Below are 16,368 nucleotides of genomic sequence, written 5' to 3' on the forward strand. Positions count from 1 at the left end.
TACCGGACTTTTTTTATTTAAAAAGCATTAAAGCCTGTGATATCTAAGCCTGTAATGAGTAAATGAACATCATGAGTGCCTTCATACGTAATCACTGATTCTAGATTCGCAGCATGTCTCATCATTGGGAATTCACCCATGATTCCCATTCCGCCAAGAATCTGACGAGATTCTCTGGCTATGTCAATGGCCATTTTTACATTATTTCTTTTAGCCATAGAAATTTGAGCAGGCGTTGCTTTATGGTCATTTTTCAACATTCCTAATTGTAAGCAAAGTAACTGAGCTTTAGTAATTTCAGTTAGAAACTCAGCTAATTTCTTCTGCTGCAGCTGAAACGCTCCGATTGGTTTCCCGAACTGTTTTCTTTCTTTAGAATACTGAACTGCGGTACAATAACAGTCAATTGCAGCTCCGATAACTCCCCATGAAATACCATATCTTGCAGAATTTAAACAAGATAAAGGACCTTTTAATCCTGTAACACCCGGCAGTAGATTTTCTTTAGGAACTTTCACATTATTAAAAACTAATTCCCCGGTTTTCGAAGCTCTTAAACTCCATTTGTTATGAGTTTCAGGAGTTGTAAAACCTTCCATACCTCTTTCCACAATCAATCCCTGTACTTTTCCGTCTTCATTTTTAGCCCAAATCACAGCAATATCGCATAGAGGCGAGTTGGTAATCCACATTTTAGCACCATTTAAAAGATAATGATCTCCCATATCTTTGAATTGAGACTCCATAGAGCTGGGGTCTGATCCATGATTAGGCTCAGTTAACCCGAATGAGCCGATCATTTCGCCGGTAGCTAATTTGGGCAAGTATTTTCTTTTCTGCTCCTCAGAACCAAATTCGTTTATAGGAAACATCACTAATGAACTTTGAACAGATGCGGCAGAGCGAACCGCTGAATCTCCTCTTTCCAATTCCTGCATAATCAAACCATAAGAAATCTGATCAAGGCCGGAACCGCCATATTCCTCCGGAATGTAAGGTCCCAAAGCACCTATCTTTCCCAATTCTTTCATTAAACCAGGTAAATCTGTGTGATCTTGGGCAGCCTGATCGATATTCGGCATGACAAAGCTTTCAACCCAATCTCTTACAGACTGACGGATAAGCTTATGTTCTTCGGTAAGTAAAGCATCAATTCCAAAATAATCGGGAATGCTTGTAAGAGGATAATATGACATGTAATTTAATTTTCCTAAAAATAATACTTTTCACTTGGTCTGCGAAAATTTTTTAAGAAAAATATAAAAACTACTTTTTGATAAATTTGTAAAGGAAAGGTGCCTTATTAGCTGAACCATCGAATAGTTTCTCCATTCTTTCTAATGAATTCATACTCAGTATTTTGCGTTGGAAATTATTTCGTCTGAATTTTTCACCCAAAATCGTTTCGTACAGTGATTGCAGATCTTTCATTGTGAATTTCTCCGGCAAAAGATTGCTTGCAGCTACTTGAGTATCAATGTTTTTACGCAAATATTCCAAGCCTTCAGCAATTACTCTGTCGTGATCAAAGGCCATAGCTGGAAGTTTGCTCACTTCAAACCAAGCGCAGGTTTCGTTAAATGCATCAGGAAAAGTGTTGGTTAAAGAAAAATCTATCAGGCTGCAGTAGCCCACGGTAATAAAACGCTGTAAAATCCAATGATCTTTGGGAACGTCAAGTCCTTTATTTTGTATCAATGTTCGGTGGACATTATTTTCTGTACGATCCAACCTTCCAAACGTATGAAACTGCTCCAAAAATAATCCTTTAAGATGCGTTCGTTCATATAAAACTCTATCTGCAGCTTCTCTGAGATCTTCATCTATAAAAACAAAACCGCCGGGAAGCGACCATAAATCGAGATCATGATACTTAAGCAGCAAAACTTTCAGAATGTTATCATGAAAACCAAATATCGTACAGTCTACGGATAGATTGGGAATAAAGTCTTTGCTCTCTACAAGTTCTTTAAGAGTTTCAATGTTTCTATTATGGTCAGTTTTCATGCAGTAAAAATAAAATTATTTTTTAAATTTTATTCATGCTAATCTTAAAATAAGAATATGCTAAAACAGACACGAGTATTACTGCCCCCAATATGTACAGTGAATAATAGGTAAGTATCTGATTTTTAAATAATAATGAAATTGAGATCGAGTTGATAGAACTACTGACTGAAGAGACAATTACAATTAAAGAGGTAAATGTATTGATTTTATCTTTACTTATTTTCGCAATCATCTTTGAGTTAATCACCGGATAGAGAGGTGCGAGAAACAGACCAATGATGGGAAAAAGGAATAATAATATCTTAGAATTTTCTGTAAAACTGAACTGAATGACTGAGATAATTAATAGCAAAGAAATGATCATGAACAAACACATCATGAAATATCTTGATAATGAAAACCGGTGTATAATTTTTGAAGTGATTGTTCTTCCTGTATATGAAAAAAGAGCCAGGAAAGAGGAGGCTTGAAGTGCAAAAAAAGAATTGACTTTCAAATGAACTTTGTAAAATGAAGGCAGCCAGGAATTAAAGCTCTGTTCGATAAAGATAATGAAAAAGCTTACGGCAAAAAATAGAATGATCGGAAGTTTTCCAAATCCTGATAAGTCAGGAAGAACTTTTGTGTCTTTATTTTGTGGTTCAATGATATCCGCTTTCATAAAAAGATAAACAGTGAAAAATGAAATGAGGGAAATTGATATAAATCCGAATTTCCAATATTCGCCGAACTGACTGGAAATCAACCATCCAAAACCTGTGTTGACAACAAAAATACCAATCATAAACGAAGCTTCTACGCTGTTCATGGTTTTCGCTAAAGATTTTTCTCCGCTCATATTATTTCGGATAATACTATAAACGCATATTTTTCCGATTGCAAAACAAGTCCCGATAATAGCAAACCACAATTTGAAAAACCAAAATACTTCAACAAAAGGTAAAAATAAAGAGCAAGTACCTACCAACATTAACGCAAATATCAATGACTTTTTTGTCCCGAATCGGCTTATAAAATTAACTGCGAAAAGTGAGAAAACAGCCACAGGTATATCTTTGAAAGATTCTAAAAACCCCAGTTTGTCATAGGTGATATTTTGCTCTGAAAGCTGCAGTATTACAATACCCATACAATTCAAAACCATTGAAAAAATAAGGAAGGTTAGCTTCAATGGATGAGAAATATTAGGTTGCTTGTCGCTCATTTGGGGATTGTTTTTAATGTTTTTTAATTAATATTAACTAATTATTACCATCTGTTTATGCCTTTGAGACCCCAAAAATAGTGGAAATATTAAAATAATTATTAAATAAATGTTAATTAATCAAAAAAAAATATATTTTTATTGTCTCAATTTGAGAATTAAAAAAAACTAACTGTATATGAATGTAAAAATATCAAGAAGTTTAGGGTTTGTTGCTGTACTATATTTTACGGCAAATTTTAATGCCCAAAACACACCTACCGACACAATTCAAAAGGAACAGAAAATTGAAGAAGTAGTAATGATTGGTTACGGTACTCAGAAGAAGAGTAATGTGACAGGAGCGATATCAAGCTTAAAGGCTTCAGATATTGAAGATATTCCTGCCGGCAGACCAGAGCAGGTTTTGCAAGGTCGTGCAGCTGGAGTATCAGTAATATCTAACTCTGGGCAACCAGGATCTCCAGCAACTGTGAGAGTGCGTGGGATAACTAGTTTCGGAGCAGGAAGTAACGATCCGCTTTGGGTTGTTGATGGTATTGTGGTAGACAATATTGCCTGGCTTAACCAAGCCGATATTGAAGGAATGGAAATTCTTAAAGATGGAGCTTCAGCGGCGATTTATGGAGTTTCTGCAGCTCGAGGTGTCGTTTTAATAACAACAAAGAAGGGAAGAAAAGGGAGATTGAATTTTTCGTACAATGGTTCTTTCGGTGTTGGAAGTGCAGCGAAAAAATTAGATTTGCTTGATGCTTCTCAATATGCAACAATCATGAATGAAGCTAGTACAAATGATGGTGGGGCTCCACTATTTGCAGATCCGTCCTCGTACGGAAAGGGAACCGATTGGCAGGATGTAATATTTAATAGTGCACAACGCTCTTCTCATGACTTCAGCATTAGCGGTGGTAGTGATAAGTCTACATTTTACACGTCATTCGGTTTATTTGAGCAGCAAGGTATTGTTTTGAGAGATATCTCAAACTACAAAAGATTGAATGCGAGAATTAACTCTACCCACAAAGTTCTTGATTGGTTAACCTTAGGACAAACATTTGCATTTACACACACTAAATCTCAGGGTATTAATTCAAATGGTGAATTTGGAGGACCTTTAAGTTCTGCCATCAATTTAGATCCTATAACTCCTCTTACTGTTACTAACGGTGTATCTCAACAGCCCTTTCCTAGTGATTACAACAATCCATTCATTGTAAGAGATGATTTTGGTAATCCGTATGGTATTTCGCATTATGTTAATAAAGAAATGTCTAATCCGATGGCTTTCCAACAGACTCAACTTGGGAGATACAATTGGTCTGATGATATGGTTGCCAATATCTTTGCAGAAATAAAACCCGTAAAACATTTCACTATCAAATCAAGTGTAAATGGAAAACTTTCCTATTGGGGAAATCAAGGTTTTACACCAAAATTTTATTTAAGTCCATCTTATAAAAATGATACTTTTAACAGTATTTTCAGAGAAACACAGAAGAAATTTGAGTGGAACATAGAAAATACAGTTAATTATGAAAATAAACTGGGTGATCACAGTTTCAGTGTATTATTAGGACAGGGATATTACGAGTATAATATTGCATCCGGTCAAAATACCACATATACAAATCTTCCTGTAAACAGTTGGCAAGATGCATCATTTAATTTCGATATTTCTCCGGAAAATAGAATTGGAAATGCTTGGGACGGAAAAGAAACTCATAAAGCTTCCTATTTTGGAAGGGTTGTATATGATTATAAGAACAAATATCTTTTCACAGGTACGATGCGTAGAGATGGTTCATCCAGATTTGGAAGAAATAATCACTGGGGAAATTTCCCAGCAATGTCAGTAGGCTGGAATCTGTCTAACGAAAACTTTTGGAAAGAAAATGACATTGTAAACAGTGTGAAAATCAGAGGTGGATATGGTGTTTTAGGGAACGATGCAATCGACAATTTCAGATTTTCCAGCTATTTGATTCCGGGAAGTAATTATTCTTTTGGTAATAATAGTATAAACATCGGATATGCTCCCGACACCTTAGAAAATCCAGACTTAAAATGGGAAAGAACTACACAAACGAATGTCGCTGTGGATCTTAAGATTCTTAAAAATTTCGATCTTTCTGTTGATGTTTACAGAAAAAAAACAACAGATATTTTAAGACAGGTTAATATTCCTGGATATGTTGGTGTCACCAATAACCCATTCAGAAATATCGGAGATATGAAAAACGACGGTATTGAAGTAAGCCTAGGATACAAGAAAAACTGGGAAGATTTTGGAATTTCCATGAATGGAAACTTTGGTTATCTTAAAAATGAGATCACCCGTTTAGAAGACGATAAAGATTATGTTGACTTTGTTGGGTTTCAGTCGATGGGACAAGTTGGTAGATTGCAAGTAGGGTCATCGTATGGGTCGTTTTTCGGCTATCAGAATGCTGGGATTTTCCAAAACCAAGCAGAAATTGATGCTTACAGAAATTCATCTGGTGGTTTAATCCAGGCTTCTGCAAAACCGGGAGATTTTAAGAGAATTGATGTGAATGGAGACGGAAGGATTACTGAAGCAGACTATGTGAACTTAGGAAATTCAGTACCAAAGTATACTTTTGGATTTACTTTAAACATGAATTATAAAAACTTCGATTTCATGTTGTTTGCACAAGGGCAGGCAGGGAACAAAATTTTTCAGGGTTTACGAAGACTGGATATTTTGGAGTCTAATTATCAAACATCAATCTTAGATCGTTGGACAGGTGAAGGAACTTCTAACACTATTGCAAGATTAAGCAGAAATGATGATAACCAAAACTATACAAGACCTTCAGATTATTATCTTCAAAAGGGAGATTATTTACGTCTGAAATTGGTGCAGGTAGGATATTCTCTTCCAAAAAATATTTCTGAAGCTATAGGAGCCAGTAAAGTAAGATTTTATATAACAGGTGAAAATCTTGTAACTTTTACAAAGTATACAGGATATGATCCTGAAATTGCAGGAGGTGACTCATTTGGAATAGATAGAGCTTATTATCCACAAGCCAGAACTTTTATGTTTGGTGCTAATGTTCAATTTTAATTTAAGAAGAAATGAAAAATAAAAGATTTTTATATAAAGGATTATCTGTTTTATTTTTAGCAGGTATAGGTTTCGGATCAGTATCATGTAATGACAGCAATCTTGAAGATGTAGAAAACACAGGAACTTTCGATACACAAAATTATTTTCAAAATGAAGAGCAGTCTTTCAGTGCTCTTGTAGGAGTATATGATTTGTTGAGAAAATACTCTGGAGGCTTTGAAAACAATGTGACTTTCTTCAATGCCGCTTCAGACGATTTTTTCTCCGGCGGAGGAAGTTCTACCGATGGCGCTGGTATTCAGGGAATGTCTAATTTCACTATTAATCCAATCATCATGCCTCCAAGTTATTGGAAAGATTATTATCAGGGCATCGCAAGAGCAAATCTTCTTATAGACAGAATTCCTAATGCAACAATGAATGAGCAAACCAGAAAAAGATTTGTTGCAGAAGCTAAAACTTTGAGATCGCTCTATTATTTCGAATTGGTAAGAATGTTTGGCAGAATTCCTTTGATTTTAAAGCCAATTAAAGTGAGTGATGATTACTACAATATTCCTCAGGTTTCAACTGCAGATATCTACGCACTGATAGAAAGTGATCTCGAATCTTCACTGGCAGACCTTCCAGTCACTACTGCGGGAGCTGAGAAAGGCAGAATTACACAGGGAACCGCCCGGGCTATTTTAGGTAAAATTTATTTATACAATAAAAAATATGCAAATGCCGCTGCACAATTTGAGCAGGTCAACGGAACTCCGGGAGGAACGAGCATATATGGTTATAAACTGGTGAATAATTTTGCAGATCTTTGGGTTATAGATAATAAATTCACCACAGAATCTGTACTGGAAGTAATGCACACTAATAAAGGAAATTCTGACTGGGGATTTTGGGGTTCAGGAAAAGATGAAGGAAATTCTATCAATGTGATGTTGGGAATTATTTCTTACGGTAAAGTTTCAACGGTGCCTAACAATGACGCTCCAAGTATTTATTCAGGATGGGGTTTTAATCCAATTACTGAAGATTTATTTAATTTTATGCAGGGTGATCCACGTTTAAACGCGACTATTTTTAATGGTAAGAAATTTAAGCAAGAGGGAAAAATAACATATTCTGGAGGTTACAAGGACACTGGGTATTTTCTAAATAAATTTTTACCTCGTACTACAGATACCAGTCCTTTACCAGGAGCTACAGAACTTAATTTCCGTCAGAACTACATGGCTATAAGATTAGCAGACACATATTTGATGGAAGCAGAAGCATTAAACGGATCGGGAGTAAGAGCTCAGGCATTGTTAGATGCTGTCAGAGCAAGAGTTGGCTTAGCATCTGTACCAGTTTCTCTGCAGGCAATCAAAGATGAAAGAAGAAGAGAATTAGCTGGTGAAGGTCATCGATTCTTTGATTTAGTAAGATGGGGTGACGCTCCTGCAAAATTAGGTGCAAGAGGGTTTACTGCTGGTAAAAATGAAATTTTACCAATTCCTTTTAACGAGCTTACAAACACAGCTTTGATACAAAATCCTAATTATTAAGATGAAGTTTCACAATTCATATAGTTTCTTTTCAAAGAGTACTGCACTGCTTTTCAGCGGTGTGGTACTTTTATCTTTAGGCGCATGTACATCAACAATTACTACGAAAGATCAGGTTCAGTCATGGCTTACAAAAGGTGATGAAAGTATAAAATTAAAACAGCAGTTACCCTTGGTTTTTGTGAACACATCCAACAACTTTCAGAATATTGAAATTGACGATACTCAAAAGTTTCAATATGTTGACGGTTTCGGATTTACATTGACTGGCGGAAGTGTTGAAGTAATCAACCGTCTGTCTCCGTCTAAAAGAAAAGCTTTGCTACAGGAACTTTTCGGGAAAGATGAGAATTCTATTTCTATCAGTTATTTAAGATTAAGCATTGGCGCCTCTGATTTGGATAGCGAAGTTTTTTCTTATGATGATTTACCTCAGGGACAAACTGATCCCACTTTATCTAAATTTAATTTGGCGAGGGATAAAGATCTTATTTTGATGTTAAAAGAAATTTTAGCCATCAATCCTAAAATTAAAATCATTGCAGCTCCTTGGTCGCCTCCCGTTTGGATGAAGGATAATGGGAAATCAATTGGAGGAAGCTTGAAACCTGAATTTTATGATGTTTATGCAAAATACTTTGTAAAATATATTCAGGGAATGCAAAAGGAAGGAATTACCATTGATGCAATCACTCCTCAAAATGAGCCCCTACATCCGGGAAATAATCCCAGTTTGCTGATGGTTTCAGATCAACAGAGAGATTTTATTAAACAAAGTTTAGGTCCAATTTTTAAGTCAAACAACATTAAAACTAAAATTGTCGTTTACGATCACAATTGCAACAAACCCGAATATTCCATAAACATTTTAAATGATACTGAAGCAAATCAATATATCGACGGTTCAGCTTTTCATTTATACGAAGGTGATATTTCAGCATTGAATACGGTTCACGATGCACATCCAAATAAAAATTTATATTTCACAGAGCAATGGACGGGTGCAAAAGGAACCTTTATTGAAGATTTAAATTGGCATACAAAAAACGTTGTCATCGGTTCGATGAGAAACTGGAGCAAAATCGCTTTGGAATGGAATTTAGCAAACGACACTGAATTTAAACCCCACACTCCCGGAGGTTGTACAGAATGCAAAGGTGCTATCACTGTTTCAGATAAAGAAAACTTTACAAGAAATGTAGGATATTATATCATTGCTCATGCTTCGAAATTTGTTCCTGCCAATTCTCAGAGAATTTCATCAACGCAAACAGATAATCTTTCAACAGTGGCTTTTAAAACTCCCTCTGGAAAAACAGTATTGATCGTTCAGAATTACAGTAAAAAAGATGAAAATTTCAATATTAAATATAAAAATAAAACAGCTTCTGCAAATATTACGGCAAGCTCAGTCGCAACTTATATTTTTTAAATTAATTTTACAATTCTAATGAGATAAAGACGTTGTGATCTTTGATAAGTAAATCGAAGATTTTACGAAGCGAAATGGCTTTGTGGAACTTAAAAATAGTAAACATTTTAAAAAAAATGTGCACTTTATGCTCAAATTTTCATCACATTACCTTACGGTTTAAAACTAATTAAAAATGAAAAAACTCTGTTTTATATTATCATTTACAGCATTTGGATTCTATGCCTTCGGACAAAAAACAAATGACCAGAAAGTTTCTGAACTATTGTCTACAATGACCCTAGAAGAAAAAGTAGGACAGCTTGTTCAATATAGCGGTTTTGAATATGCAACAGGCCCTCAGAATTCTAATTCTGCAAACGTATTAAATGAAATAAAACAAGGAAAGGTAGGCTCGATGCTCAATGTAGCCGGAGCGGAAGAAACCAGGAAATTTCAGGAACTGGCTTTAAAATCAAGATTAAAAATTCCGATGTTGTTCGGTCAGGATGTGATTCATGGATACAGAACAACTTTTCCTGTGAATTTGGGTCAGGCCGCAAGCTGGGATTTGAATTTAATTGAAAAATCTGAAAGAATTGCGGCTACAGAAGCTTCTGCATACGGAATTCACTGGACGTTTGCACCAATGGTTGACATTGCAAGAGATCCGCGATGGGGCAGAGTGATGGAAGGATCAGGTGAAGATACATATTTGGGAACCCTGATTGGTTTGGCAAGAATCAAAGGTTTTCAGGGAAAAGGCTTAGGGAACCTCGACGCCATCATGGCCTGTGCAAAACACTTTGCAGCATATGGATCGGCAGTGGGCGGAAGAGATTACAATTCGGTTGATATGAGTTTAAGACAATTAAGTGAAACCTATTTACCTCCCTTTAAAGCAGCTGCAGAAGCGGGTGTTGCAACTTTTATGAATTCTTTTAACGATATCAATGGAATTCCGGCAACAGCAAACAAATATATTTTAAGAGATTTATTAAAAGATCATTGGAAGTATCAGGGTTTTGTAGTTTCAGACTGGGGAAGTATTGGAGAAATGGTTCCTCACGGTTATGCAAAAGATAATAAAGAAGCTGCAGAAAAAGCAATCAATGCAGGTAGCGATATGGATATGGAAAGCCGTGCATATATGGCTGAACTTCCAAACTTAGTAAAAGAAGGAAAGGTTGATCCTAAACTAATTGATGATGCAGTAAGAAGAATTTTACTGAAGAAATTTGAGATGGGATTGTTTGATGATCCTTACAGATTCAGCAATGACAAAAGACAGAAAGAGCAATTAAATAATCACGAAAATAGAAAATTTGGAAGGGTGTTTGGTTCAAAAAGTATTGTTTTGTTAAAGAATCAAAAGAATATTCTTCCACTTTCAAAAACTACGAAAACGATTGCATTGATAGGTCCTTTCGGAAAAGAAACCGTTGCCAATCACGGATTTTGGTCAGTTGCTTTCAAAGATGATAATCAACGAATTGTCACTCAGTTTGACGGAATTAAAAATCAGTTAGATAAAAATTCAACGTTATTGTATGCAAAGGGTGCAAATGTTGATGATCAGGACAAATCGATGTTTACCGAAGCTGTAGAAACGGCAAAAAAAGCAGATGTGGTCATTATGACTTTAGGAGAAGGACACGCAATGAGTGGAGAAGCGAAAAGCAGAAGTGATCTTCATTTTTCTGGCGTTCAGGAAGATTTGCTGAAGGAAATTGCTAAAACCGGAAAACCGATTATTTTAATGATTAACGCAGGAAGACCTTTGGTTTTCGATTGGGCTGCTGACAATATTCCGACCATTGTTTACACTTGGTGGTTGGGAACTGAAGCAGGGAATTCTATAGCAGATGTACTTTTCGGAACGGTTAATCCAGCTGGTAAATTACCAATGACTTTTCCGAGAACGGTTGGTCAGGTTCCCATTTACTACAATCATTATAATACTGGAAGACCGGCTAAGAATAATACAGACAGAAACTATGTTTCGGCATATATCGATTTGGATAACGACCCGAAATTTCCTTTTGGATATGGTTTAAGCTATACCCAGTTTAAATATGCTGACATGAAGTTAAGTTCTACAAATCTGAAAGGAAATCAGAATTTAAATATCAGTGTCAACGTTTCCAACAAAGGAAATTATGATGGGGAAGAAGTGGTGCAGTTGTACATCAGAGATTTGGTGGGAAAAGTTGTAAGACCGGTAAAAGAATTAAAGGGTTTTCAAAAGGTTTTCATTAAAAAAGGCGAAAGCAAAACAATCAGTTTTACATTAAGTCCGGAAAGTTTAAAATTCTATGACGATGCCTTGAACTATGATTGGGAAGCAGGAGAATTTGAGATTATGGTGGGAACTGATTCTCAAAATGTTCAGACAAAGAGAATTAATTGGGAAAAATAAATATAAGTTTATAAAACTGAGAGCGGGATGAAACCCGCTTTTGGTGGTAGAAAACTTAGCGTAAATTGTAAGGAGCAAAGAATGACCTCAAGTAGCTCATTAAGATAGCTTCATCAAATCAATGAAATTGATTCAAACTTTGCTCGTGAGATAGTATTTCAAAATAAATCTTTTGTGTTAAAAAAAGCTTTGTAAAACATTAAACTTAAAAATTGAATATAAAATTTCTAAATATCATCAATATCTTGATCGGAGGAACTCTAATTTTTTCATCATTATACTGTGCGTCCAACAAACCTGATCCAAACAGAAAACTAATCTGGAGCGACGAGTTTAAGAACAGAGGACTACCAGATTCCACAAAATGGAATTACGATGTAGGTGGCCACGGATTCGGAAATGAGGAAGCTCAGTTTTATACCAAAAACAGAATAGAAAACGCAAGGGTTGAAAACGGAAATTTAGTTATTGAAGCTAAAAGAGAAAGTTGGGAAGAGAATAAATACACGTCAGCAAGACTTTTAACCAAAGGAAAATTTTCATTTAAATATGGCACTATTGAAGTTCGTGCAAAACTTCCGAAAGGTCGCGGAACCTGGCCTGCCATCTGGATGTTGAGTGAAGAGATAAAAGAATGGCCTAATGACGGAGAGATAGATATTATGGAGCACGTAGGATACAATCAGGGATTTATTCATGCTTCCATTCATACAAAAAATTATAATCATTTAAAGGCAACCCAAAAAACGGATACGCTGAAGGTAGCAGATGCCAGTGAAAAATTTCATATTTATAAAGCTGACTGGACTCCTGATAAAATCGATTTTTATATCGATAACAAAAAGTTCTTTTCCTACGAGAATGAAACCAAAACGTATGAAACCTGGCCTTTTGATAAACCATACTTTATTATTTTAAACTTGGCAGTTGGCGGAATGTGGGGTGGAAAAGAAGGAATCGACGATACTATTTTCCCTCAGAAGTATTATATTGATTACGTAAGAGTGTATAAAAATAACTAATGTGGGGAGATTCGACAAAATTTTTAAACGCTCATTAAGGAGTAAAGAAAAGAAAGAAAAAATATGAAGAAATTAGTGGTAAGTTGTTTTGTAGTCGGAATGACTTTTAATGCAAATGCACAAAACTATTGGAAAAAAAATGCAGGAAACACAGCAAAGGTAATTTTAACCAATTCTAAAACCAGCGAAAAAATGGTTGAGAAGGGAATGGTGAAATTCGAAAAAATGGCTCAGCCCAAAGAAACCGACGCCTGTATTTTCGTGGATCCCGATTATAAATATCAGAAATTAATTGGAATTGGTGGAGCAATCACCGATGCGTCTGCTGAAACTTTTTATAAACTTCCAAAGAATAAGCAGAAAGAAATAATTGAAGCCTATTATGGAAAAAACGGTTTAGGCTACACGGTTGTTCGTACTAATATGAACTCTTGTGATTTTTCAAGTGATTCTTACACTTATGTAACTGAAAATGATCAATCCTTAAAATCTTTTAATGTAGCGCATGATGAGAAGTTTAAAATCCCAATGATCAAGGAAGCACAGAAAGCTATTGGAAACAACTTTACCTTTTACTTCTCTCCATGGAGCCCTCCATCTTGGATGAAATCTAATAAAAGTATGCTGAAAGGGGGAAGATTGGAAAATCCATTTTACCAGACCTGGGCAGATTATTACATTAAATTCATCAAAGAATACGAAAAAAGAGGAATTAATGTTTGGGGACTTACCATTCAAAATGAACCAATGGCAACACAGACTTGGGAATCTTGTATTTATACGGCTGAGGAAGAAGGGGAGTTTCTTAAAAATAATTTGGGACCTACACTTTGGAAAAATGGTTTTAAAGACAAAAAAGTAATGATCTGGGATCACAACCGTGATTTGATTTATCAAAGAGCCACAACAACATTAAGTGATCCTGAAACCTCAAAATATGCCCACGGAATCGGTTATCACTGGTATGAAACATGGAACAATAAAACCCAGCTATTCGATAATTTGTTGGAAACTCAAAGAGCTTTTCCGGATAAATTTTTAGCCTTTACCGAAGGTTGTAAGGAGCAATTTGATATGTCTAAAATTTACGATGTTAGTTTAGGTGAACTGTACGGAAGAAATATGATCAACGATTTTAATAAGGGCACCGCTTTATGGACAGATTGGAACGTTCTTCTTGATGAAACAGGTGGACCCAACCATGTTGGTAATTTTTGCTTTGCACCGATTATTGCAGACACGAAAACAGGCGAAGTTCATTATACTTATGAATATTATTACGTAGGTCACGTCTCAAAATTTATAAAACCCAACGCACAGAGAATCGGAACTTCATCAAACCGAGCAGCATTAACATCGACTACTTTTATGAATGAAAATGGTCAATTGGTAACTGTCATCATGAATGATTCTGATAATGATATCGATACCAATCTCTGGATAGAAGGAATGTCTGCCAAATTATCTGCACCTGCACACTCTATACAGACTGTAATTTTATAACACTTCATATTGATATTTTTATTAAGAATCGGCGGCACCTTTGGTGCCGCCGATTTGATTTAACTCAAAAAAAATAACATAAAAAAGACCAAAGTATGTTTACTTTGGTCTTTTTATTGCGATTAGAGATCTGTGATCTCTTAAAAATCATATTTTTCAATAACTTTCTGAGTAACTCCAGTGTTGCTGAATCCTCCATCGTGGAATAAATTCTGCATTGTTACTTTCTTAGTAAGGTCAGAGAACAATGTTACACAGTAATCCGCGCACTCAAGAGCCGATGCATTTCCTAGTGGAGACATATCTTCAGCATATCCTAAGAAACCTCCGAAACCTTTTACTCCGCTTCCTGCAGTAGTAACTGTTGGAGACTGAGAAACCGTGTTTACACGTACTTTTCTGTCCCCCCAGTAATATCCGAAAGTTCTTGCGATGCTTTCCAGGTATGCTTTGTTGTCAGACATATCATTATAATCTGGGAATGTTCTTTGAGCTGCAATATATGTTAAAGCCAAGATGCTTCCCCATTCGTTCATACAGTCTTTTGCCCAAGCCGTACGCATTACTTTATGGAAAGAAACCGCTGAGATATCCCAACCTTTTTCTGTCCAGTCGTAATTCATATCGGTATAATGCTTTCCTTTTCTTACATTCACGGACATTCCTATAGAGTGAAGGATGAAATCTATTTTCCCGAATTTAGCGATAGCAGCATCAAAAAGTTTATCAAGATCTTCTGTAGAAGTTGCATCTGCACCAATCACTTCAGAACCTGTTTTTTCTGCTAATCCGTTCAATTCTCCCATTCTCAAAGCGATAGGAGCGTTAGATAATATAAATTCAGCGCCTTCTTCATGGCATCTCTCAGCAACTTTCCATGCGATAGATTGTTCATTAAGGGCTCCAAAAATAATTCCTTTCTTCCCTTTAAGTAAACCGTATGACATAATTTTTTAATGTTTAATATCTACAAATGTAGCAATAATTTATGTTTGGCACATAATAAAAAACGGAGCCTTTGTAAAAAGACTCCGTTTTCTTTGAATATATTTAAAAGACTGAATTTTTTCTAATTCGTTTTTTTGTTCCATTCTGCTTTTACATCTTCAGCAGCATCTTTGGTTTTTTCCCAGGCATCGCTTGCGCCATCTTTGATATCTTCCCATGTATCAGAAGCATTTGCTTTCACTCTGTCAAGCCAATCTTCTTGTGTAGCTTCCTGATCATTATCTCTTTTCTCTTTAATATAATCTCTAGCTTTGTCTGCCAGATCACTGATTTTCCATTTTGCATCAGACGCAGTATCTCTTAATGCATTTTCTGTGTTATCAACTGCTTTTTCTGCTTTGTTGTAATCTTGGTTGTCCATAATATTATTGTATTTGAGTGTTATATGGTATAGAATAAACAAGAACTATTCCTAAAAAATTTCTATAATGTTAAATTTTTCATAATTGTTTTCGATTGTTAGTTTAAGGAAAAATATTCAGGAGAAATCTGACTTTTAGCAATTTCATCAGTAAGATAAGAAAATTGTTCATTTGATATATAAATAGAGGTTTGATGCAAAACTTTTTTTAAACCTGTCAATTCATCTTCTTCAAAAAAATATATTTTACCAAAATAATTATTATCGTTAATAATTAAGTTTTCAAGATTTATAGTCAAATCTTTATATGGCTTCGATATAAGTTGGCTTTGTATAAATCCAAAGTCGTATTGATAACTGATTGATTTATCGTTGATGATCAGTATTTCAGTTCCGAATACATTCCACCATGCATATTTAGTAGGAAATAGAATCCATAAAACAATAAAAGTTGAACTGAGCATCATTGAATCTGGAGTAGTGAATCCAACAAAGATTAAAGGAATTAAAAGAACTCCGATTACTATAAATAATAAAATGTAAGCATAGAACTTTGGTTTTACGCTGGTTTTTACATAGATTGTTCGGTCTATATTTTCAATAGTAAAATGATTGTCCAAGGTATAGTTTATCGTTATTTTGGTAAAATTAACTTGAGAAATAAATTTTAAAATGATTAAAATTGTTATTAAAAATAAAGATAAATTCTATATGTCCGAAAAAAATAGAATGCCCAAATTGTTAATACCATCAAAAGTTATATCGTTGCCATTCTAGCTTTACTGCAATAGTTTA

Annotated in this window: 12 protein-coding genes; 6 read left to right on the forward strand and 6 right to left on the reverse strand. The window is 35.2% G+C overall.

The genetic code is table 11. The annotated features are described in order from the left end of the window. Positions 1-17: 17 nt before the first annotated feature. The 3 genes from AR685_RS00510 to AR685_RS00520 form a co-directional block, all read right to left on the reverse strand. Positions 18-1,196, reverse strand: a complete 1,179-nt coding sequence (locus tag AR685_RS00510; RefSeq protein ID WP_059123408.1) for an acyl-CoA dehydrogenase family protein — start codon at positions 1,194-1,196, stop codon at positions 18-20. Positions 1,197-1,266: 70 nt separating this feature from the next. Continuing rightward, the gene (locus AR685_RS00515; RefSeq protein ID WP_059123409.1) at positions 1,267-2,007 is read right to left on the reverse strand and encodes an NUDIX hydrolase; all 741 of its coding nucleotides are present in this window, start codon (positions 2,005-2,007) and stop codon (positions 1,267-1,269) included. Between the two features lie 22 nt (positions 2,008-2,029). Beyond that, a complete protein-coding gene (locus AR685_RS00520) occupies positions 2,030-3,214 on the reverse strand; it encodes an MFS transporter (protein WP_059123410.1) in 1,185 nt (394 codons plus the stop codon). A 178-nt stretch (positions 3,215-3,392) separates the two neighbouring features. Between AR685_RS00520 and AR685_RS00525 the strand changes: the two genes are divergently transcribed. The 6 genes from AR685_RS00525 (at position 3,393) to AR685_RS00550 (ending at position 14,204) form a co-directional block, all read left to right on the forward strand. Beyond that, entirely contained in the window at positions 3,393-6,302 is a 2,910-nt protein-coding gene (locus tag AR685_RS00525) for a SusC/RagA family TonB-linked outer membrane protein (RefSeq protein ID WP_059123411.1), read from the forward strand. Positions 6,303-6,313: 11 nt separating this feature from the next. After that, positions 6,314-7,849 carry a RagB/SusD family nutrient uptake outer membrane protein gene (locus tag AR685_RS00530; protein WP_059123412.1) on the forward strand — a complete coding sequence of 512 codons (1,536 nt, stop codon included), beginning with the start codon at positions 6,314-6,316 and terminating at the stop codon, positions 7,847-7,849. 1 nt (position 7,850) lies between these two features. After that, positions 7,851-9,281, forward strand: coding sequence for a glycoside hydrolase family 30 protein (locus AR685_RS00535; RefSeq protein WP_059123413.1), 1,431 nt, complete (start codon positions 7,851-7,853; stop codon positions 9,279-9,281). 175 nt (positions 9,282-9,456) lie between these two features. Next, positions 9,457-11,679, forward strand: coding sequence for a glycoside hydrolase family 3 N-terminal domain-containing protein (locus tag AR685_RS00540; RefSeq protein WP_059123414.1), 2,223 nt, complete (start codon positions 9,457-9,459; stop codon positions 11,677-11,679). Between the two features lie 212 nt (positions 11,680-11,891). After that, positions 11,892-12,701, forward strand: coding sequence for a family 16 glycosylhydrolase (locus AR685_RS00545; RefSeq protein ID WP_059123415.1), 810 nt, complete (start codon positions 11,892-11,894; stop codon positions 12,699-12,701). A gap of 63 nt (positions 12,702-12,764) precedes the next feature. Beyond that, positions 12,765-14,204 carry a glycoside hydrolase family 30 protein gene (locus tag AR685_RS00550; RefSeq protein ID WP_059123416.1) on the forward strand — a complete coding sequence of 480 codons (1,440 nt, stop codon included), beginning with the start codon at positions 12,765-12,767 and terminating at the stop codon, positions 14,202-14,204. Between the two features lie 140 nt (positions 14,205-14,344). Here the strand turns inward: AR685_RS00550 and AR685_RS00555 are convergent, their stop codons facing one another. The 3 genes from AR685_RS00555 to AR685_RS00565 form a co-directional block, all read right to left on the reverse strand. After that, the gene (locus AR685_RS00555; RefSeq protein ID WP_047443922.1) at positions 14,345-15,151 is read right to left on the reverse strand and encodes an enoyl-ACP reductase; all 807 of its coding nucleotides are present in this window, start codon (positions 15,149-15,151) and stop codon (positions 14,345-14,347) included. A gap of 122 nt (positions 15,152-15,273) precedes the next feature. After that, positions 15,274-15,573, reverse strand: a complete 300-nt coding sequence (locus tag AR685_RS00560; protein WP_047443923.1) for a hypothetical protein — start codon at positions 15,571-15,573, stop codon at positions 15,274-15,276. A gap of 98 nt (positions 15,574-15,671) precedes the next feature. After that, positions 15,672-16,193 (reverse strand): hypothetical protein, encoded by a 522-nt coding sequence (locus tag AR685_RS00565; RefSeq protein ID WP_047443924.1) that lies wholly within the window; start codon positions 16,191-16,193, stop codon positions 15,672-15,674. Between the last annotated feature and the right edge of the window lie 175 nt (positions 16,194-16,368).

Origin of the sequence: Chryseobacterium sp. JAH, assembly GCF_001507335.1 — a bacterium.
Classification (GTDB): domain Bacteria; phylum Bacteroidota; class Bacteroidia; order Flavobacteriales; family Weeksellaceae; genus Chryseobacterium.